Below are 20,884 nucleotides of genomic sequence, written 5' to 3'. Positions count from 1 at the left end.
CATGCAGGCACAGCAGCGTAGCTGCGAGCATCCGGCGCGGCCTCATGGCGCCGCCTCGGGCAAGCTGGCCTTGGCTGCGGCACCGGCGCTCCCCGCCACCTGCAAGCCCAGGCTGCCGCGCCGCTCACGCCAGGGACCGTCCGCCTCGCGCAGCAGTTCACGATACTGCACGGCCTGCTCGCTGATCGCTGTCACCACGCCGTGGTCTTGCCCCAGATGCTGGCCCACCTCGACCCGGTACACGCGCTGCCCCGCCAGCAGCAGCGCGCTCAGGCGGCCGGCGTGGCGCACGCTGCCCACCATGCTCAAGGCCGGCAGTGCTACGCTTTCCAGCGCTGCACGGGGACGGCGCAGGTCCGGGCCCGCCACGCCGCCGCGCGCCGCCTGCTGTGCCTGCTGTGCCTGCTGTGCCTGCAAGGGTGCGGCAAAGGGATCGGGCAAGGCGGTGCCCGCGTAAGGAAGCGGTATGAAATCAGGCAGCACTCGCCAGGCCAACGGTGCCTGCTGGATTGGCAGCGGCGGTACGCGGGCCAGCGCCGCCCGTTCCTGCGCGTCGGGCAAGCGATAGGCGTGCAGCACGGCATCGAGGGTCAGCATGCCATCCTTGCCGCCAGTCAACGCCAATTCGTGCACGGTGACGATGCGCCGCAGCCGTGCCAGGTCCGCCATCAGCTCGCCCATGGCGTGATAGGCACCGCGCAGCTGGACGGCAATGGGCAGCGCCACATAATATGCCTGCGGCTGGGGCAGGCCGGGCTTGAACAGGGTGAATTGCACGCCGCGCGACTGGCCTGCCGCATTGATATCGGACAATAGCGCCGCCATTTGCTGGCTGTTTGGCAGTTGCCATTCCAGCCTGGCCAACTCGGCGCCTGCCCGGCGCTGCTGTTCGCGCCAGCCAGGCAATCGCCCTGCCCGGGCCTGGGCTTGCAGATAGGTGGTGCGCAAACGCGCTTCCTCTCCTTGCGCGGCCTGCACGGCGGCAAGCAGCCCATGGAGCCATGCCAGGTGCAGCAGCGCAGCCACCAGCGCAGCGGTCAGGGCGGCACTGGCGAGGCGGGCCGGCAACGGCCACAGCGATGCTTTTTTCAGGCGCAACATGATCAGCCACCTCCTGTGTCTACGCTTACGCAGCCGATGCCGCCGAACCTGGCCATGCCAGCCGTATCGTCCATTCCACCGCACCGTCTGCCACGCCGCGCACTTCCAGCAATTCCGGCCTCGACCATGGCGCCGCATCGGCCAGCGCCAGCAGCAGTGCCGCGACCTTGTCCTGCGATACAGCATGCCCTTGCAAGCGCACCATCGCCGCTTCCTGGCGCACGCTGTGCAAGACCACGCCGGCTGGCATTGCCCGCGCCAGGGCTTCTAACATGCGTACCCAGGCATTGCGCTGTTCTTGCAGGCCAGCAATAGCCTGCTGGCGCGCCAGCAGTGCCGCCGTCTCGCCGTGCACCCGTTTGCCAGTGGCAAGGGCGACGTCCACCTGCTGCATGGCACTGCGCCAGCCATCCTGGCGCCGGGCGTAGGCGTCGAGCCGGGCCTGCAGCCAGGCTGCCGCGCCCAGCGCCAGCAGCAATCCCAGCAGTGCTCCGCCTGCCAGCTGCCACAGCAGTAGCTGCACACGCCGTCGCCGCGCTGCCTGCCGATATGGCAAAAGGTTGATGCGCAGGGCTGCCACCAGGGCCTTCATCGGGCGAACCGGTGCAAGGCCAGCCCCCAAGCCAGCTGATAGGCTGCGCCGTCAGCGGGCAAGGTTTGCCAGCCGCCTTGCGCGATGGCCGCCTGCAAGGCCAGCGCCTCGCTATCCATGACGACGGCAATCAAACCCGCCGCCTTGGCCGCATCGAGACGGCGCTGCACGCTGGCGCGCCGCGCCGCCACCAGCAGCACGTCGATCTCCGGGCCTGCCTTGCCAGCGAGCGGCGGCGCCGGGCCGAGCGTAAGAAAATCCAGGCTGGCGTCTTCCAGCGCAAAGGGCATGTATTGCGCCGCCTCCAGCTCCACCAGGATTTCCAGCTGCTCCTCCGGCAATCCGGCCGGCAGGCGGATCGTGTGCGTGATCAGGGCAGTGGCAGGCATGGCCAGCGCCACCCGGATACAGCCGCTGCCACTATTGCTGCAGGCCAGGCGCAGGGCCACGGCCAAGCCCTGCAGATCCTCGATATTGTCTTCAAGCATGATTCCCGGCGCCAGCACCGCGGCGCCGCAATGCCGGCAAGACAATTGTCCCCGCCGGCGTACCAGTTCGACCACACGCACGGCATCTTGCCCTATGTCAACGCCGAGCAAGCCCCTGCCAGGAAGACTGCGAATGGATAGGTTTTTCATGGAGAAATATCACCGTGGGATGGCCGCTGCCATGCAAAATCCTAGTCTCGGCAGTGCTGGCTTGTAAATGGATTTCCCGCCTGTGTCTGCGGCGCGTGGCCACTATCTGGCCAGGCCATGATCTGGCGCAGACTAATTGTTACCAAATCCTGGTTGCCAGCGGACCAATACGCGCTTATATAGAGTAGCGACAACAGGCACGGTCCCCCAGGCAAGCGTCCAGGCGCGCTGCGGCCCCGGCAAGCTCGCTTATAATTGAGCGGCATAATTAATTGAAAGACATAACACGCATGACATCTTCATCATCTGCCGGCAACGCTGGCTCGAAACCGCCCAAGAAGGGCAGCAAACCCAAACGCTTCCTGCTGATGGCCCTGGCATCGTTCCTGGGCCTGGGCGTCGTCGGCGTGCTGCTGGTGGTCTTCGGCCTGGCCATGGCGTATCCGAACCTGCCGGCGCTCGATACCCTGACCGATTACAAGCCGAAAATGCCGCTGCGGGTGTTCACCTCCGACAATGTGCTGATCGGTGAATTCGGTGAAGAGCGGCGCAACATGGTGCACATCAAGGATATCCCCGATGTCATGAAGAAGGCCGTGCTGGCCATCGAGGATGACCGCTTCTATGAACACGGCGGCGTCGATTACCTGGGCATTGCCCGCGCGGCCCTGCACAACCTGACGGGCGGTGCCAAGCAAGGTGCATCGACCATCACGCAGCAGGTGGCGCGCAACTTTTTCCTGTCCAGCGAGCAAACCCTGAAACGCAAGGCGTATGAAGTCTTGCTGGCATGGAAGATCGAGAAAAATCTCAGCAAGGACCAGATCCTGGAAGTGTATATGAACCAGATTTATCTGGGACAGCGCGCCTACGGTTTCGCCTCGGCCGCGCAAATCTACTTCGGCAAGAACATCCGCGACCTGAGCGTGGCCGAAGCGGCCATGCTGGCCGGCTTGCCGAAAGCGCCATCAGCCTACAACCCCGTCGTCAACCCGAAGCGCGCGCGCGTGCGCCAGCAATACATCCTGCAGCGCATGGCGCAGCTGGGCTACATCACGCCGGCGCAATATGAAGAAGCGAAAAATGAAGAGCTGAAAGTGAAAACCGACAGCAGCGCCTTTGGCGTGCACGCGGAATACGTGTCGGAAATGGCGCGCCAGCTGGTCTACGAGCAATTCAAGGAAGATACCTACACGCGTGGCCTGAACGTCTACACCACCATCACCAAGGCGGACCAGGACGCTGCCTACCTGGCCTTGCGCAAAGGTGTGATGGATTACGAGAAACGCCACGGCTACCGCGGCCCGGAAGCGTATATCGAGATTCCGAAAACCAAGGCCGAAGCGGACGACGCGATCGAGACAGAACTGGCCGACCACCCGGACAGCGACGACATCATCGCCGCCATGGTGCTGCAGGCGTCGCCAAAGTCCTTGCAGGCCGTCACCTCGGCGGGCGAGGAAATCACGATTACCGGACCGGCGCTGACCTTTGGCGCGGCCTGGCTGTCGGAAAAAGCGGCGCCGAACCGCCGCATCAAGCGTGGCGCCGTTATCCGCGTCATGCAGGAAGGCGGCAACTGGGTCTTGACGCAGATGCCGGAAGTGCAGTCGGCCTTCGTTTCGGCCAGCACCACCGACGGCGCCATCCGCGCCATGGTGGGCGGCTTCGATTACAACCGCAACAAGTTCAACCACGTCACGCAGGCCTGGCGCCAGCCCGGTTCGGCCTTCAAGCCGTTCATCTATTCCGCCTCGCTGGAACGGGGCCTGTCGCCAGCGACCATCATCAACGATGCGCCGATCTCGTTCGACGCGGGCCAGACGGGCGGCCAGGCGTGGGAACCGAAGAACTACGACAGCAAGTACGATGGGCCGATGACCATGCGCAAGGGCTTGATGAAATCGAAAAACATGATTTCCATCCGCATCCTGCACAAAATCGGCGCCAAGTATGGCCAGGAATACGCGACGCGCTTCGGCTTTGACGCGGACAAGAATCCACCGTACCTGACCCTGGCCCTGGGCGCCGGCAACGTCACGCCGCTGCAGATGGCGGGCGCGTATGCCGTGTTCGCCAACGGCGGCTACAAGATCAACCCTTACCTGATCGCCAAGGTGACCGATAGCGATGGCAATATCTTGTCGCAAGCCAAGCCAGACCTGGCGGGCGAGGAAGCCAACCGCGTCATCGACGAGCGCAATGCCTTCATGATGAACAGCATGCTCAACGACGTGGTGCGCTTCGGCACGGCGAACAAGGCCATGGCATTGAAGCGCCCTGACCTGGCCGGCAAGACGGGTACCACCAACGATTCCATCGATGCGTGGTTCGCCGGCTACCAGGCCAAGCTGGTGGGCATCGCCTGGATCGGCTACGACCAGCCGCGCAACCTGGGCAACAAGGAAACGGGCGGCGGCCTGGCCTTGCCAATCTGGGTCAACTACATGGCGAAAGCCCTGAAAAGCATCCCTGTCGAAGAACGCGCCGTACCGGAAGGCTTGATTCGCGTCGGCGACGAGTATTACTACGCGGAAAACCCACCGGGCACGGGCGTGGGCAGCCTGGAAGGCGCGGCGCGCGGCACGCCGGATGAAGAAAAAGCCAAGGAAGCCGTCAAGAACGAATTGTTCTAAGCGGCAACAATGCAAAAAGGGCAGACTGCACAGTCTGCCCTTTTTTATTGCGCGCGACGCAAAGAATTATTTCAGCACGACGGCTGCACCCGACTGCTCGCTGGCCATGGTGGACAGGGCCGCAAACAGTTCGGAACCGTCGCGCGTGTTGATCCACTCGTCGCCCACGCGTTTGTAATGGAAACCGCCGGAACGGGCCGCCACCCACATTTCGCGCATGGGGGCCTGACTGTTGACGATGATTTTCGTGCCGTTATCGATGAACTCGATCTCCAGCACATTGCCGCTGCGGCTGCATTCGACGTCGAGCACGTCCGCATCGTTCAGCCGGTCCAGCGCCGCCTCGATGCCGGTCAGGGTGGCTTCGGCCAGGGCCAGGAATTCCGATTCGCTCATGCTACACTCCAAAGATCTTAATCAAACCGTGATTCTAATCGTGAAGTCATCCAAAGCGTTTTATATCGGCATTGCCATTGTGGTCTCTAGCGTCCTGGCTGGCTGCGGCCAGCCCGGCCCCCTGTACCTGCCCAAGCCGCCGGCGGCCAAAGGCGCGCCGGCAAAAGGGCCGATCGAACCGGCGCCCGTGCCGCCGCCACCCGTGATCGTGCCGCTGACCTAAACAGAGCGTACTGGGGTGGCGGCAGCGGCCGCCCTAGCGCTTTTTAAGCGCTTGCTCCAAGCATAATACACGCGTATTAACAGCAGTAACGCGACGATGATACCAAACAGCGTCGGTTGCGCGAAATTATGCTTGCCTGCCTTCATCCACCAGAAGTGCAGGATGCCCAGCGGCGCGATCACGTAGATCAGCCGGTGCAGCCACTGCCAGCGCTTGCCGCCCAGGCGCTTGAGCATGCCATTCGTGCTCGTCACGGCCAGCGGGATCAGCAAGACAAAGGTGATAAAACCCACGGTGATGAACGGCCGCTTGAGCACATCCTTCCACATTTCCTGCACGTCAAAGAAATGATCAAACCACAGGAAGGTGGTGAAGTGCAGTGCCGCGTAGAAAAACGCAAACAGGCCCAGCATGCGCCGCAGCTTGATCAGCCAGTTCCACTGCGTGATGCGCCGCAAGGGCGTAACAGTCAGGCTGATGCAGAGAAAATACAGGGTCCAGTCGCCCGTGCCGCGCGTGATGAATTCCAGCGGCTCCACCAGTTGCCCCGTGTAAGTCAGCCAGACCATGCGCGCAAAAGGAATCAGCGCCAGCAGGAAAATCAGGCTTTTCAGCAGCGACAGCTGTCTGGGCGTAGGGTTGATGGCCATGCTGCTTCCTTAAAAGAATTTCTTCAGATCCATGCCCGCATACAGCGAGGCGACATCGTTATAGCCGTTGTACATCAGCGTCTTGCGCTTGCGCGTGAGGAAACCATCTTCGCCGATGCGCCGCTCGCTGGCCTGCGACCAGCGCGGATGGTCCACGTTCGGGTTCACGTTGGAATAAAAACCGTATTCGGACGGCGCCGCCAGGTTCCAGGCCGTGCGCGGCTGTTCCTTGACGAAACGAATCTTGACGATGGACTTGGCCGACTTGAAACCATATTTCCACGGCAATACCATGCGCACGGGCGCGCCATTCTGGTTCGGCAAGGTTTCGCCATACATGCCCAGGGTCAACAAGGTCAGCGGGTGATTCGCCTCGTCGATGCGCAAGCCTTCCACATATGGCCACTGCAGCACGCGGCTGCCCAGGCCCGGCATCTGCTTCTTGTCGGCCAGGGTGACGAATTCCACATACTTGGCATTGCCCGTCGGCTCGACCTTCTTGATAATTTCCGAGAAGGAATAACCAATCCACGGAATGACCATCGACCAGCCTTCCACGCAGCGCAGGCGGTAGACGCGCTCTTCCAGTGGCGCCAGTTTCAGCAGCGCATCGAGGTCCAGCGTCATCGGTTTCTTGACCTCGCCTTCGATGCTGACCGTCCAGGGGCGCGTGCGCAGGGTATTCGCGTTTTGCGCGGGATCGCTCTTGTCCGTGCCGAACTCGTAGAAATTATTGTAGGTGGTGGCGTCTTTGTAGGCCGTCTGCTTTTCCAGCGCCGAGTAGGCGGGATTGAGCTTGGCGGCCAGCTTGGGATTGGTGCCTTGTGCGAACGCCTCGCGGTTGGCCATTTCCAGCAGCGCCGCGCTGGAAATCGAGCCCAGCGCGACTTGCTTGATGAAACTGCGGCGCGATTCAAACACGGCACGCGGTGTGATTTCGGAAGAATACGGCAACTCAATGCCGTTGGGACTGCGCTTGATCAACATGGCGGCTCCAGGAAAAGGTGATTATTTGTACCTTACACGAGTTTTCCCAGGCCGTTCATGACGCTTCTGTCATGCAAATAATCCGTTACAACTTACCGTAGGAATGCAGGCCCGAGAGGAACATATTCACGCCCAGAAAGGCAAACGTCGTCACCAGCAAGCCCACCAGCGCCCACCACGAGGCGACACGGCCGCGCAAGCCCGTCATCAGGCGCATGTGCAGCCAGGCCGCGTAGTTGAGCCAGACGATCAGCGCCCACGTTTCTTTCGGATCCCACGACCAGTAGCCGCCCCATGCTTCGGCCGCCCACAGGGCGCCCAGGATGGTCGCTACCGTGAAGAAAGCGAAACCGACGGAAATGGCCTTGTACATCACATCGTCGAGCACTTCCAGCGGCGGCAGGCGATCGACCAGGTAACCGCTCGATTTCAGCAGATAGGCCGCAGCAACCATGGCCGACAGCGCAAACGTGCCGTAGCCGATGAAGTTGGCCGGCACGTGGATCTTCATCCACCAGCTTTGCAGGGCTGGCACCAGCGGCTGGATGTCGGCCGCGTCGCGCGTGACCGTGTACCACATCAGGAAGACCACGGCCGCCGTAATGACCAGCATGACGAAGGCACCCAGCTGGCGCGTGGCGTAATGCTGCTCGTAATACAGGTAAAACATGGCCGTGATCAGGGAGAACAGGATGAATACTTCATACAGGTTCGACACAGGGATATGGCCCACATCGGCGCCGATCAGGTAAGACTCGTACCAGCGCACCAGCATGCCCGTCAGACCCAGCACCACGCCGGCCCAGCACAGCAGGGAGCCGACGGATGAGCCGAATTCCGAGCGGGCGACCAGGCCGATCCAGTAGAACAAGGTCGACAGCACGAACAGCGTGCCCATCCACAGGATGGCGGACTGGCTCGACAAGATGTACTTCAGGAAAAATTTCTGATTTGCCATGTCCAGGTGGCCGCCATACAGCGCGATGGCAAACAGCGACAGCACGGCCGCCACGGGGATCAGCCAGCGCACGGGCTTCCAGTACCAGCCCAGCCACGCAAACGTGGGCGCCGACGCCAGCAGGATGGCCTTTTCATAGATATCCATGAATGCGCCAAAGCGCACCAGGCCGAACAGGGAGGCGGCCAGCAAGCCGGCGCCGTACAGCCAGTCGACCAGGCTCAAGCTCTTGAAAAACCCCGGTTCCTGCGTATATATTTGTTTGTTTGCCAATTCCATCATTTTCTCCATTCCCGGCCACGGCTTTGCGCGCCAAACTTAGCCAAACTCAGCGCAGCTTACGCCGATTGCGGCAACTTTGCCTTCAAAGTCTCAAATTCTTTTTCAAAATCGAGCGTCTTGCGCTGCGTGCTCATGGCCATCAGGGCGTTGCTGCTGCCCTTGGCATCGTCTGCGCCATCCTTGATCCACACCCACAGGCGGCGCTCACGGATATAGAACATGGAAAACACGCCGATCACGAGGAACAAACAGCCCAGGTACACCACGCTCTTGCCCGGCGAACGCGTCACCTGCAGCACGGAGGCCTTGATTTCCGAAAAGTCGTCGAGTTGCAGATACACGGGCGCGCCATAGAAGAAGCTGTCGGACAGCGCATTCGTGGCCAACTGCAGGAAGCGGCCATGCTTGTCATCGGCCTCGATGGGCTTCAAGCCATCTTTCGCGCGCGCGGCCTGCCACAAGTCCCACAGGCTGCCATTGAGGATTTTCATGAAGATATCGGCCGCTTTTTCTTGCTCGGCGGCAGGAATTTTCTCCAGGAAACGCGAAATGGCCAGGAAACCGCCCTCTTGCCCATTGCCGGCAAAGATGCCCAGGCTCTTCGCGGCCGATTCCTGCAACTGGCTGCGCAAGGCTGCGGCATCGGCCTGCGGCATGGCCCGCGCCGCATAGCGCGCGGCGGCCTGCTGGCGCAGTTCCGGGTCTTGCAGCGCGGCACGCAAGCGCATCCATTCGGTCACGCCGTAATTGTCATCGGCGGGAATGCGCAGATAGCTGAAGGGATCGCTGGGGTTGATGCGCATGCCGGCCAGGAACACGGTGCTGCCGTCGACGGTCACGGGCTGCATGTAATTCTGGTACTCGCGTGCCTGGCCCGTCTTGTCGCGCAATTTGTATTGCACCGAAGGGCCGACGTTCTTGAGATCCTTGTTATTGGCATTCTTCGCCGCCGAACCCAGGCGTTTGTCCAGGCCCACGGAGAATTTCTCATTGAAACTTTCCGCCTTGCTGACGGCGCGCACATCCTTGCCTGCGCTGAGGTTTTCCACGTTAAACGGGCGGAAACCCGACCATTCCACCGTATAGGAATTGCCATCGCTGCGGTCCAGCGGCGTGCTGCCGCCCACTTCACCGCCGATATCGAAGCGTTTCGTCGTCTTGCCCGTCATGGGGAAACCAGTCAACTTGAGCTTGCTGCCGCCATCCTCAAAGCTGGACTGGTACAGGGCCAGGCCCTTGTACAGCAGTGGCTGGTTGACCTTGATTGTTGCAGGGAAACTTTTCCCCGTTTCATGATCGGTGACGACCACGTCGCTGGCAAACAGCTTGGGCATGCCCGTGCTATAGAAATCGATGTGAAATTTCTTCAGCATGATGGTGATCGGCAGATCCTGGATCAGCACGCCATCGGCTTGCGGGATGATGGCCGTGTTGCTCGACGAGCCTTCCGGGATCATGGTATTGCCACGGAAGGTGGGATTCGACAGGCTCAGGCGGTGCTGGGCAGGAATCTCGGCGATCACGCCGCTGCCGGAAAACGGCGTCTTGCCAAAGAACCATTGTTGTACGCGTATCGGCATTTCCGAGTCGAGCAAGCCGCCCACGCAAATGATGACGATGGCGCTGTGGGCAAAGATATAACCCCATTTATTCACGGCGCCCCGCTTGGCGGCCACCAGGGTGGCGTTGTCTTTCTCGACCACCTTGGCCTGGTAGCCAGCGTCTTTCAGGCGCATCACCATCTGCTGGGCCAGCACGGCGCGCGGCAGCGGCGCCTGCCATTCCGCCTTGTGGTGGAAGTTGCGCAAGGATTGCTCGCGCACATTGTCGCGCCAGCTGCGCATGTCCTTGAGCATCTTCGGCGCATTGCGCACGATGCATAGCGACGTCGAGGCGACCAGGAAACCCATGATCACCAGGAACCACCAGGCTGAATACAAGGAATACAGGCTCAGCTTGTCGAACACGGAGAACCAGAATGGACCGAACTGATTCACATAGTTGGGCATGGGCTCGTTTTGCTTGAGCACCGTGCCGATGATGGAAGCGATGGCAATCAGCGTCAGCAGGCTAATGGCAAAACGCATCGACGAGACCAGCTCGACGAATTCAGCCAGGCTGCGGCGCTGGGTCTTTAACTCGATTCCGGTCGTGCCTGTGCTCATACGTTGATACCCATACTGGATTTACAATCTTGAAATTTGGTAAAGAGCGAATAAAATTCGTCCGCGCAAGGCGGCAGCATACTCCTGTTTGGCCCATGCCATAAAAAAGGGCAGCCCGTCGAGACGGCCGCCCTCTTCATCCACGTTGCTGTGCGTGGCAATTTACTGCCTTCATGAAAATTTATTTCAGGCCGGCGATGTAATCGGCAACGGCGGCAATTTCGTCATCCGACAGGCGGGCGGCGATGGTGTGCATTTCAGCACTATTTTTGCGGGCGTCAGGCTTGGTGCTGCGGAACTGGTTCAGCTGGGCCACCGTGTAGTCCTGGTGCTGGCCGGCAATGCGCGGATACTGGACGGGAATGCCATTGCCCGTCGCGCCATGACAGCTGGCGCAGGCGGCAACGTGCTTGGCGGCAATACCACCGCGGTAGATTTTCTTGCCCAGGTCGATCGTGTCCTTGTTCTTCGCGGCACCCGGCTTGGCGACCTGCGCGCCCAGGTAGGCGGCGATATCCTTCTTGTCGGCATCGCTGAGCATCTTCGCATACGTCGTCATGACGGGCTGGCTGCGCTGCGGGGTGGTGAAATCGACCAGTTGCTTGTAGATATAGCTGGCATGCTGGCCAGCCAGGCTCGGGTTGACCGCAATGGTCGAGTTACCGGCGGCGCCATGGCAAGAGACGCAGGCTGGCAAGCCGCGCGCTGCATCGCCATCGGCGTACAGGGTGGCGCCCTTGGCGGCATCGGCCTTGACCGCGACCGCTGGTGCGGCGGCTGCTTTCGGTGCTTCGACTGCGGAAGCTGTTGCCGATACGGCCAGCAAAGCGAGCAGCATGGAGTGGACAAACGGTGAAAACGCACGATTCATTCAGGCACCCTGAGACAGTGAGAAATTAGTGGTGGACATTGCCGCGCCCTGGGCATTTTTGCTTTATTTTCAGGGCCGCAAGCCGCATCGCTGCTACGCCAGCAACAATAAACAACCCCTTATTGTACAATAGCTTCTTGGCGTTATCGCTCCCTTATCGCTCCCTTTTGTTGCTTTACTATCCTCATGTCAAAACTCTGGCAAGCCCGCTTCTTTACGACCGTCAACCAACTGCGTGACCTGCCCGATACCACGGTGCCGGAAATCGCTTTTGCCGGCCGCTCCAATGCCGGTAAATCGACCGCCATCAACATCTTGTGTAATCAGAAAGGCTTGGCGTTCGCCTCCAAGACACCTGGCCGTACCCAGCACATCAACTACTTCTCCATCGGCGGCGCCCACGTGGCGCAGCACCGCAAGGATGCCACCATCGTCGAAGAGATCGAATGCCTGCTGGTCGACTTGCCGGGCTACGGCTACGCGGAAGTGTCGGGCTCGGCGAAATTGCACTGGCAGCGCCTGCTGGGCGACTACGTGCAGCGCCGCGAACAGTTGGCTGGTTTGGTCCTGATCATGGATTCGCGCCGCCCGTTCACCGACCTGGACATTCAAATGCTGGAATGGTTCGCCCCGACGGGTAAACCAATCCACTGCATCCTGACGAAAGTCGATAAGCTCAACCGCAATGAATCGGTCAACGCACTGCGCCAGGCGAAAGCCAAGCTCGACAGCTACGTGGATGAAGACGGCATCGGTTTCCCGTTCACCGTGCAGTTGTTCTCGGCGCTGAAGCGCGTCGGCATCGACGAAGCCAATGACAAGATCATGGAACTGGCTGGCATCAGCGAAGATGGCGCGGCGCAGATGGTCGACCTGATCGAAATGGAAGACGACGTCGAACCGGCACCGGGAAGCGAAGCGGACAAACCGGCTTGATACATATCAACGCCGCTTGAAAAAAGGCTGCCCGTTCACACGGTGCAGCCTTTTTTATTGCTTTGACCCGTCCTGGCGCCTAGCGCCGTCCCGGCCCTGGGCGTTTCTCGGAAAAGAATTCCTGGCGCAAGAAGGCCATCAGCTCGGCCGTGTCTTCGACGCGGGCGCTGAGGTTGACATTGCGTCCCAGGCGCCGCGATTCCCATACGAAATCGCCGGGTTTTTCGGCACGGATCAGCTGGATCATCTTCTTGACGATGGCCGTTTCAATGTCGGGTTCACTACCCAGATCCACTCTTTCCTGCTTCAGCCAGTTACGCTTGAAGTTGCCATTCCAGCCCTTGAACTTGACTTCGGCGCTGAACGAGGTCTGGTTGACGATGGAAAACACGCCACCCGAATCTTCGCGGTCGCTGCCGGAATTACGGCCTTGCGCGCCGGCGATATTTGCCTTGGCCACGCGCATGGCGCGGTCGTTTTCGCTTTCCTCGGCCGCTGGCGTGGGGTTCTGCGCTTCGCGCTGCTTGCGGCGCTGGTCGATCATCGAACTCATGTCTTCGGCCGGCGGCGGCGGCAATGGCACTTTCGATACCAGCGGCGGCGTAAACGTTTCCAGTTTCGGCTTGTCGCGCGGCACGTCTTTCGTTACCACGCGCTTGCTCGGCGCCGGCGGCGGTTTCACCTTGGCAACTTTCGTATCCTTCGGCTTCGGCGTGGGTTTCGGCTGCGGTTTCGGTTGCGGCTTGTCCTTCAGCGGCGCGATGTAGACCATCGCGCTTTCCTTCTTCGGCGGCGGAATCTTTTCGATCTTGTCGCTACGCAACAGAACATAGGCAGCCAGCAAGACGTGCAGCAAGACGGACACGCCCAGCGCAACCTTGCGCATGGTGCTGGTCTTGGACCCGTAGGCCGGTGGTGGCTGGATCACTTGCCCGCAGGTAGGGCAATAACCGGTATCGGCAGCGATCGGATGGGTCGTGTCATGCAAAATGAATCGTGCTTTCTGTGTAGCGACAAAAGTAATCTTACAGGGCAGCCATAGTGCCAGAGTCCCTTGCTTTTGGGAACACTTCCCCGGCCTTTCCAACCCGAAGCGTACAGGATAGCGACATTCCTTGCAGCAGTACCCAGAGTACCCGAGCCTTCTCTTGACGGTTGTTACCGTATGTATCACGGCCCATACAAAACCGGCGCCGCATTCACAGTGGAACGGGGCGCCGGTCGGGGCAGTGCAAGCGTCAGGCCTTGTTGTCGAGGGCCAGCAATTGCTCGTCCGTCAACGGCCCCGTGCCGCTGTATTTGTCCAGGAACAAATAGATGACGGGCGTGATAAACAGGGTAATCACCTGCGAGAATATCAATCCGCCCACCACGGCCAGGCCCAGCGGCTGGCGCAGTTCGGCGCCCGCGCCCAGCCCCAGGGCGATCGGCAAGGCGCCCATCAAGGCCGCCGCCGAGGTCATCATGATGGGGCGGAAACGCAGGATGCACGCCTGGCGGATGGCCTCGGCTGGCGCCAGGCCTTCATTGCGCTGCGCATGCAGGGCGAAGTCGATCATCATGATGGCGTTTTTCTTGACGATGCCGATCAGCATCAGGATACCGATGATGGCGATCATGGTCAGGTCCATGCCGAACAGGCGCAGGGTCAACAGCGCCCCTACCGCTGCTGACGGCAAACCGGCCAAAATGGTCAGCGGGTGGATGTAGCTTTCATACAAGACGCCCAACAGCACATAGATCACGGCCAGCGCAGCGATGATGAGGATGATCTGGCTCGATTGCGAGCTCTGGAACACGGCTGCGTCGCCGCCGTAGCGGGTGATGATGGAGGCCGGCAAGCTCATGTCCTTGGCCATCACATCGATCTTGCCCGTAGCGATGCCCAGCGGCACGTCCGGCGCCAGGTTGAAAGCGATCGTCACGGCTTGCAACTGTCCCTGGTGATTCACGGAGGTAGGGCCAATCGTACGTTCCACGTGAGCAATACTTGATAATTTGATCAGCTCGCCCGACTTGCTGCGCACGGATACGCGCGTCAGCGCATCATCGTACTGGCGGTCTGGCGTGGCCGCTTCCAGGATCACGTAATAGCTGGCCGCCGAGGAATAAATGGTCGACACTTGCCGCTCGCCAAAGGAGCTGTACAGGGCCGTGCGGATATCGGACATCTGCACGCCCAGCAGATTGGCCTTGTCGCGGTCGATTCTCAAAGACGCCTGCAAGCCCTTGATCTGCGAATCGCTGGTGACGTCGCGGAAGGCGGGATCGGTACGCATGCCTGCAATAAACTTTTCCGCCCAGTCATTCAAGGCATCGGGACTGACGCTTTGCAAGGTGTACTGGTACCGGCTCTTGCTCTGGCGTCCGCCCAGCTGCAAGTTTTGCACGGGACGGAAATACACGGCCATGCCGGGCACGGCACTGGTGGCCCGGCGCAGGTTTTCCAGCACCACCGGCATTTTCGGGCGCTCGCTGCGCGGTTTCAAGACCATGAACATGCGGCCCGTATTGCCGCCGCCGACAAACGAGGTCACGTCCTGCACGCTGGGGTCGGCCTTGAGCACGGCCGCCACACGGGTTTGCAGCTTTTGCAGCGCTTCTGACGAGATGTCTTCCGACGCTTCCGTATTCACCTGGATCTGGCCCAGGTCTTCCTCGGGGAAGAAACCTTTCGGTATCGTGGCGTACAGCACCACCGTCAGCGCAAAGGTACACACGGCAACGAAGAGCACCACATTGCGGTGCGCCAGGGCCTTGTCGAGCAGATGCACATAGCCATTGCGCAATGTCGTAAAACCCGCTTCGAAATGGCGGCCGATAAAGGTTTTTTCGCCATGCGTGGGGTCGCTGTCGTCGTGCTCGCGCGAATCGGCTGGCAGGAAGCGGCTGGCCAGCATCGGCACCAGGGTTAGCGAGACGATGGCCGACACCAGAATCGACAGCGAGACGACGACGGCAAATTCGTGGAACAGCAAGCCGATCACGCCCGGCATGAAGAAGATGGGGATGAACACGGCCACCAGCGAAACGGAAATCGAGATGATGGTAAAACCCATTTCCTTGGCGCCCACCAGGGCCGCCTGGATAGGTTTCTTGCCCATCTCGATATGGCGCACGATGTTTTCCAGCACGACGATAGCATCGTCGACCACCAGGCCCACGGCCAGCGTAATGCCCAGCAAGGAGATGTTGTCGAGGCTGTAGCCGAGCCAGTACAGCAGGGCCAGCGCACCAAGCAGGGAAATGGGCATGGTGACGGCAGGAATGAAAGTGGCGGCCGCACGGTGCAGGAACAGGAAGATCACCAGCACCACCAGGATAACCGTCAGGGCCAGTGTCAGGTTGACGTCGTGAATGGCTTCGCGGATCGAGACGGAACGGTCATTGACCAGGCTGATCTGGATGGAGGCCGGCAATTGTTCCTTGAAACCCGGCAACAGTTTGCGCACGGCATCGACCACTTGCACGGTATTGGCGTCCGGTTGGCGCTGCACCAGCAGAGTGATCGAGCGCTCGCCATTGAAACTGCCGGCCGTCTTGGTCGATTGGAAACTGTCTTCCACCTCGGCCACTTCTTTCAGGCGCACGGGCTGGCCGTTGCGCGTGGCAACGATCAGTTCGGCAAAATCGGCCGCCTTCATCATCTGCGGGTTGCCCTGGATGGTCAGCGTCTGGCTGGGACCATCGAGAATGCCCAGCGGCGAATTGGTGTTCGAGGCGCGCAGGGCCGTGGCCAGCTCGTCCATGGTCAGGTTGCGCGCGTTCATCAGGTCGGCGCGGGCACGCACGCGCACGGCGAAGCGTTTCTGGCCGTTCACGCTGACCTGGGCCACGCCAGGCAGGGTCGACAGGCTCGGCGCGATCAGGTTTTCCGCGTAATCATTGAGATCGGACAAGTTCAGCGATGGCGACGTCATCTGGATGAACAGGACCGGCGCGTCGGCAGGATTGACCTTGCGGTAGGACGGCAAGTCCGTCATTTCCGTCGGCAACTGGCGCTGTGCGCGCAGCAAGGCTGCCTGCACGTCGACGGCAGCCTCGTTGACATTGATGCTGGCGTCAAATTCCAGGGTCAGCGAAGTATTGCCCAGCGTACTCGTGGAGGTGATCAGGCTCAGGCCGGCGATGGTGGAAAACTGCTTTTCCAACGGCAGGGCCACGGATGACGCCATCGTTTCGGGACTGGCGCCGGCCAGGTCGGCGCTGACGTTGATGACAGGCGTGTTGTAGCTCGGCAAGGCGGCCACGGGAATATGGCCATATGCCAGCACGCCGGCCAGGATGATGCTCAAGGACAGCAGCACCACCATGACGGGGCGCCGGATGCTCAGTTCGGACAGATTCATGCTGGCTTACCCTGCGGTGCGGCAACGCCATCGGCGGCCTTGTGTTTTTCCGCCAGGCGCACCTTGCCGCCCGGACGCAGGTTCTGCTTGCCATCGACGATGACTTGCTCATCGCCCTGCAAGCCCGTGACGACAGCGTTCGCTCCAAACGCATACACGCGGGCAATCTTGCGCACCTTGGCCGTGTTGTCCGCTTCCATCGAGTACACGAAAATACCGGTGGTATTGGTGATGATGGCGTTTTGCGGTATCACCAGCGCATCCTTGAGGGTGCGCACGGTCAGCTGTGTATTCACGTATTGTCCCGGCCACAGGTCGGTGCCGGCATTATTGAAGCGCGCCTTGATCTTGATCACGCCTGTGGCGGGATCGACGGCATTGTCGATGAAACTCAGTTTGCCGTCGAGCTGCTTGCCACCCGCATCGGCCAGCAGCGCCGTGACGGACACCTCGCCCGCCTTTTGCGCCGCCAGCAAGCCCGACAGGCTGCTTTCCGGCAAGGTGAACGCCACGTCGATCGGATCGAGCTGGGTGATGCTGGTCAGGGACGTGGCCGGCTGCACCAGGCTGCCGGCGTAGACATTGATGGCCCCCACGCGGCCACTTTGCGGCGCGCGCAGGATGGTGTAGCTGGAATCGACCTGGGCCGCACGCAAGGCGGCCTGGTCGGCCGACAGCAAGGCGCGTGCCGCGTCGAGCTGGCTTTGCAGGGTGTCGACGGCGCCCTGGGCGATGAAGTTCTTGCTCAGCAAATCCAGGCTGCGCTTGAGCTGGCGCTCAAGATCGGCCACCGAAGCGCGGTCGCGCAACACTTGTGCCTGCGCCTTGTCGACATTCGCATGCTCGCTGCGCGCATCCAGGCTGAACATCAGCTCGCCCTGCCTGACAAACTGGCCTTCACGGATATGCACCTTGGTAATCGTGCTCGTCGTCTGTGGATGCAGGTCGACGCTGCTGATCGGCATCACGCTGCCATTGGCTTGCAGCAGCATCGGCACGTCCTGGCGCACGGGACGGATCACGCTGACCGTGGTCGCTGCTTGCGCCCCGCCCTTGCCCCCCTTGCCGCCGGCGCTATCCGTGGACTGATGATTAAAATACCAGATGCCGCCACCGATACACAGGGCCGCACCCACCAGAATTGCCAGGCTAGTCTTTTTCATTGTTCTGTCACGCTGTTGCAGCGCAAGGCTGCAGGTTGAATGTAGTTGCCGGAGGGCATAAAGCGCAATATTGTCGCATGGAAACGTTCACTTTCCTGCGTAATACTCTGGCGCGATGAGAGTGACTTCCAGTCCACCATCGACGTGATTGGCCAGCAAGACCGTGGCGCCATGCTGTTCGGCGATATTGCGCGCGATGGTCAGACCGAGGCCGGTGCCGCCCGACTCGCGCGAACGCGAAGTCTCGATGCGGTAGAACGGCTCGAATACTTTCGCCAGTTGATCTGGCGCAATGCCGGGCCCGCCATCGCGGATACGAATGCGCGCCGCGCCAGCGATACGCTCGACGCTCACGTGCGCGTACTGGCCATATTTGACGGCATTGTCGATCAAATTTACCAGGCAGCGCCGCATGGCGATGGGGCGGGCCATCAAGGCCATGCCGGCATGGCCAGTCAACGTCACTTTCTGGCCGGCATCGGCGGCGTCGGAGCACACGCTGTCGAGCAGGGAGTCGAGATCGAGCGCCTGCATCGCTTCCGAGCTGTCCATCGAGCGGGCCAGGTCCAGTCCTTCCTTGACCATGCTTTGCATAGCCGACAAGTCGCCCACCAGGCGCTCATACAATTCCGTATCGGCCACTTTTTCCAGGCGCAGGCGCAGACGCGTCAGCGGCGTCTGCAAATCGTGCGTAATGGCCGCCAGCATCTGTGTTCGCTGGGAAATATGCTGGCGGATGCGCGCCTGCATGGCGTTGAAGGCGGCACTGGCCTGACGGATCTCGCTGGCGCCCGACAGGGCCAGGGGCGGATGGTTGATGTCGTTGCCCAGGTCTTTCGCCGCCTGCGCCAGCTGCTTCAGCGGACGCATGGTCATGCGCGTCACCAGGTAGGCGAGGATGGCGATGCTGATCAGGAACGGCAGCAAGGTGACCCAGTCATTGTGTTCATTGAACGCAGGCTGCTGGCGCGGCGGCAAGACCATCAGGCGCAGCACATGACCGTCCTGCATGCGCACGTCGAGGTTTTCGCAGGTGCCACCCCAGGGTTTGGGGCCGAACAACCCCGGCGACTGGCGTGGCTGGATGCAGGCGGCAGGACGCTCGGCCAGCGCGGTGACCTTGAAGCCTACACCCAGCTTGGCTTGCAGTGCGGTGGAAAAATCCGTCATCGCGCCATGCACAGGTTCCGTCTGCGGACGCAGTTCCAGGCGCACGCTGCCCTTGTTGGCCACCTTCAGGTAGGCGGCACGCGATGCCAGCGGCACCACGTCGGCCGCCATCACCAGTTGCTCGGCCCGCTCGACGGCATGGTAATCGCGATATTGCTCAAGGGCACGCTGGCGTTCGCCCACGGCCAGCCACTGCGTCAAGGCGGCCGAGGCTACCACGCCGAACAGCAACACCATGAAGACGCGCCCCGTCATGGAGCCAAAGAAGGCCCTCACGCGTGCGGCTCCACATTGACTTGGCCAGCCAGCACATAACCGCCGTTGCGCACGGTCTTGATGATTTGCGGCAAGCGGGCATCTTCTCCCAGCTTTTGCCGCAGGCGGCTGATCTGGATGTCGATCGAGCGGTCGAACGGATCGGCATCGCGGCCCTGCGTCAGGTTCAGCAGCTGGTCACGGTTGAGCACGCGGTTCGGATGTTCGAGGAACACGCGCAGCAAGCGGAACTCGGCACCCGACAGCATGATCACCAGGCCGGTGGGATTGAGCAGGTGGCGCGCCGTCAAATCCAGCGTCCAGCCAGAGAAGCGGATTTGCTGCGCCTTGTCAGTCGGCACATTCGACGGCATGGCATGGCTGCGGCGCAGCACACTGCGTATGCGCGCCAGCAACTCGCGCGGCTCGAACGGTTTCGGCAGATAATCATCGGCGCCCATTTCCAGGCCCAGAATGCGATCCAGCGGTTCATTGCGCGCCGTCAACATGATCACCGGCACCGTCGATTGGGCGCGCAGCTTGCGGCACAGGGTCAGGCCGTCGTCGCCAGGCAAGTTCAAATCGAGCACGATCAGGTCGGGCCGCGTCTCATCGAGGACTTTCCACATGGCAGTACCATCTGCCGCGCCCAAGGTGCGGTAGGCGTTCGTTTCCAGGTAATCCGCCAGCAAGCTGCGGATATCGCGGTCATCGTCGACGATGAGGATTGTAGAAGAGGGTTCCATGGTACGAATTATCCCCACTTCGCCATGCCTTGCACAGCGCATTTGTATCGTCTTGTATATAGAGGACCCAAAGAAACATATAGATACAAACTGTCTGGCAGCGGACACTTCGGGGAAACATGGGGCGTCCAACATAGATTCCATGTGCAGCAACATGTACACCCCTCATCACTTATAAAGGAATCAAGATGAACGCCTCAATGAAAACCTTGCGCATGAATATGATCATCGCCATGAGCGTGCTCAGCATGGGAGCGGCATCGCTGACCGTCCACGCCCAGGAAGCGGCCGCCAGCGCGCCAGCTGCCAGCGCCAAGATGCAACACGATGGCCAGCGCGGCCAGCACCACGGTGGCAATCGCGCCGAAGGCATGGCCAAGCACCAGGCCCGTTTGCATGACAAGCTGAAGCTGACGGCCGCGCAGGAACCGGCCTGGGCCACTTTCACGGCGGCAAACGCGCAAAAAAAACCGATGGACGACTGGAAAGCCAAGCGCGAAGCGTTTGCCAAACTGTCGGCCCCGGAACGCATGGAGCAATGGATCGCCATGTCGAAGGAACGCATCGCCAGCCAGGAAAGCCGTCTGGCCTCGCTGAAAACCTTCTATGCCGTGCTGACGCCGGCGCAAAAGAAAGTATTTGATGACAGCGTGCCCAGCGGCAAACATGGCGGCCACCGCGGTGGACACCACGGCATGCAGCACCAGCCCAAAGCCGGCTAAGTTCGCTTAGCGGAGAGTAGCAACGGAAAAGGCCTGCAATTGCA

18 protein-coding genes are annotated in these 20,884 nt (G+C 61.0%); 4 read left to right on the top strand and 14 right to left on the bottom strand.

The window, feature by feature from the left end:
• Positions 1–42 precede the first annotated feature (42 nt).
• The 3 genes from ACQ4W6_RS00885 to pilM form a co-directional block, all read right to left on the bottom strand.
• Positions 43–1,101 carry a pilus assembly protein PilP gene (locus ACQ4W6_RS00885; protein WP_436565296.1) on the bottom strand — a complete coding sequence of 353 codons (1,059 nt, stop codon included), beginning with the start codon at positions 1,099–1,101 and terminating at the stop codon, positions 43–45.
• Positions 1,102–1,126: 25 nt separating this feature from the next.
• On the bottom strand, positions 1,127–1,624 hold the full coding sequence (locus ACQ4W6_RS00880) for a PilN domain-containing protein (RefSeq protein WP_436565295.1): 498 nt from the start codon (positions 1,622–1,624) through the stop codon (positions 1,127–1,129).
• Between the two features lie 65 nt (positions 1,625–1,689).
• The gene (gene pilM, locus ACQ4W6_RS00875) at positions 1,690–2,331 is read right to left on the bottom strand and encodes a pilus assembly protein PilM (RefSeq protein ID WP_436565294.1); all 642 of its coding nucleotides are present in this window, start codon (positions 2,329–2,331) and stop codon (positions 1,690–1,692) included.
• Positions 2,332–2,621: 290 nt separating this feature from the next.
• Here pilM and ACQ4W6_RS00870 point away from each other — a divergent pair, with 290 nt between their 5' ends.
• On the top strand, positions 2,622–4,967 hold the full coding sequence (locus tag ACQ4W6_RS00870; RefSeq protein ID WP_436565293.1) for a penicillin-binding protein 1A: 2,346 nt from the start codon (positions 2,622–2,624) through the stop codon (positions 4,965–4,967).
• Between the two features lie 66 nt (positions 4,968–5,033).
• On the opposite strand, the gene cyaY is transcribed toward ACQ4W6_RS00870, so the two are convergent.
• Entirely contained in the window at positions 5,034–5,363 is a 330-nt protein-coding gene (gene cyaY, locus ACQ4W6_RS00865; RefSeq protein WP_436565292.1) for an iron donor protein CyaY, read from the bottom strand.
• A gap of 40 nt (positions 5,364–5,403) precedes the next feature.
• On the opposite strand from cyaY, the gene lptM reads away from it, so the two are divergent.
• Positions 5,404–5,586 carry an LPS translocon maturation chaperone LptM gene (gene lptM, locus ACQ4W6_RS00860; protein WP_436565291.1) on the top strand — a complete coding sequence of 61 codons (183 nt, stop codon included), beginning with the start codon at positions 5,404–5,406 and terminating at the stop codon, positions 5,584–5,586.
• On the opposite strand, the gene msrQ is transcribed toward lptM, so the two are convergent.
• From msrQ to ACQ4W6_RS00835, 5 genes are all read right to left on the bottom strand, one after another.
• Positions 5,583–6,236: a protein-methionine-sulfoxide reductase heme-binding subunit MsrQ gene (gene msrQ / locus ACQ4W6_RS00855; protein ID WP_436565290.1), complete on the bottom strand. Its 654-nt coding sequence runs from the start codon at positions 6,234–6,236 to the stop codon at positions 5,583–5,585. The genes lptM and msrQ overlap by 4 nt on opposite strands.
• Before the next feature lie 9 nt (positions 6,237–6,245).
• Positions 6,246–7,223 carry a protein-methionine-sulfoxide reductase catalytic subunit MsrP gene (gene msrP, locus ACQ4W6_RS00850; protein ID WP_436565289.1) on the bottom strand — a complete coding sequence of 326 codons (978 nt, stop codon included), beginning with the start codon at positions 7,221–7,223 and terminating at the stop codon, positions 6,246–6,248.
• An 85-nt stretch (positions 7,224–7,308) separates the two neighbouring features.
• On the bottom strand, positions 7,309–8,460 hold the full coding sequence (gene ccsB / locus ACQ4W6_RS00845; protein ID WP_436565465.1) for a c-type cytochrome biogenesis protein CcsB: 1,152 nt from the start codon (positions 8,458–8,460) through the stop codon (positions 7,309–7,311).
• Between the two features lie 59 nt (positions 8,461–8,519).
• Entirely contained in the window at positions 8,520–10,628 is a 2,109-nt protein-coding gene (locus ACQ4W6_RS00840) for a cytochrome c biogenesis protein ResB (RefSeq protein ID WP_436565288.1), read from the bottom strand.
• A 181-nt stretch (positions 10,629–10,809) separates the two neighbouring features.
• Entirely contained in the window at positions 10,810–11,499 is a 690-nt protein-coding gene (locus ACQ4W6_RS00835; protein WP_436565287.1) for a c-type cytochrome, read from the bottom strand.
• A gap of 186 nt (positions 11,500–11,685) precedes the next feature.
• Here ACQ4W6_RS00835 and yihA point away from each other — a divergent pair, with 186 nt between their 5' ends.
• Entirely contained in the window at positions 11,686–12,435 is a 750-nt protein-coding gene (gene yihA, locus ACQ4W6_RS00830; protein ID WP_436565286.1) for a ribosome biogenesis GTP-binding protein YihA/YsxC, read from the top strand.
• Positions 12,436–12,514: 79 nt separating this feature from the next.
• On the opposite strand, the gene ACQ4W6_RS00825 is transcribed toward yihA, so the two are convergent.
• The 5 genes from ACQ4W6_RS00825 to ACQ4W6_RS00805 form a co-directional block, all read right to left on the bottom strand.
• Positions 12,515–13,423: a hypothetical protein gene (locus ACQ4W6_RS00825; RefSeq protein ID WP_436565285.1), complete on the bottom strand. Its 909-nt coding sequence runs from the start codon at positions 13,421–13,423 to the stop codon at positions 12,515–12,517.
• A gap of 250 nt (positions 13,424–13,673) precedes the next feature.
• Complete coding sequence (locus ACQ4W6_RS00820) at positions 13,674–16,784, bottom strand: efflux RND transporter permease subunit (RefSeq protein ID WP_436565284.1); 3,111 nt, start codon at positions 16,782–16,784, stop codon at positions 13,674–13,676.
• Positions 16,781–17,947, bottom strand: a complete 1,167-nt coding sequence (locus ACQ4W6_RS00815; RefSeq protein ID WP_436565283.1) for an efflux RND transporter periplasmic adaptor subunit — start codon at positions 17,945–17,947, stop codon at positions 16,781–16,783. Before ACQ4W6_RS00815 ends, ACQ4W6_RS00820 begins: the two co-directional genes overlap by 4 nt.
• A gap of 87 nt (positions 17,948–18,034) precedes the next feature.
• Positions 18,035–19,393 carry an ATP-binding protein gene (locus ACQ4W6_RS00810; protein WP_436565282.1) on the bottom strand — a complete coding sequence of 453 codons (1,359 nt, stop codon included), beginning with the start codon at positions 19,391–19,393 and terminating at the stop codon, positions 18,035–18,037.
• A complete protein-coding gene (locus ACQ4W6_RS00805) occupies positions 19,390–20,118 on the bottom strand; it encodes a response regulator (RefSeq protein WP_436565281.1) in 729 nt (242 codons plus the stop codon). Before ACQ4W6_RS00805 ends, ACQ4W6_RS00810 begins: the two co-directional genes overlap by 4 nt.
• Before the next feature lie 188 nt (positions 20,119–20,306).
• On the opposite strand from ACQ4W6_RS00805, the gene ACQ4W6_RS00800 reads away from it, so the two are divergent.
• Complete coding sequence (locus ACQ4W6_RS00800; RefSeq protein WP_436565280.1) at positions 20,307–20,840, top strand: Spy/CpxP family protein refolding chaperone; 534 nt, start codon at positions 20,307–20,309, stop codon at positions 20,838–20,840.
• Positions 20,841–20,884: the final 44 nt, after the last annotated feature.

The organism is Janthinobacterium woesei (assembly GCF_051380875.1).
In the GTDB taxonomy this organism is placed as follows: Bacteria; Pseudomonadota; Gammaproteobacteria; order Burkholderiales; family Burkholderiaceae_D; genus Janthinobacterium.
The sequence above is the reverse complement of the archived record's forward strand: the minus strand, read 5'-3'. Positions and strand labels throughout refer to the sequence as shown.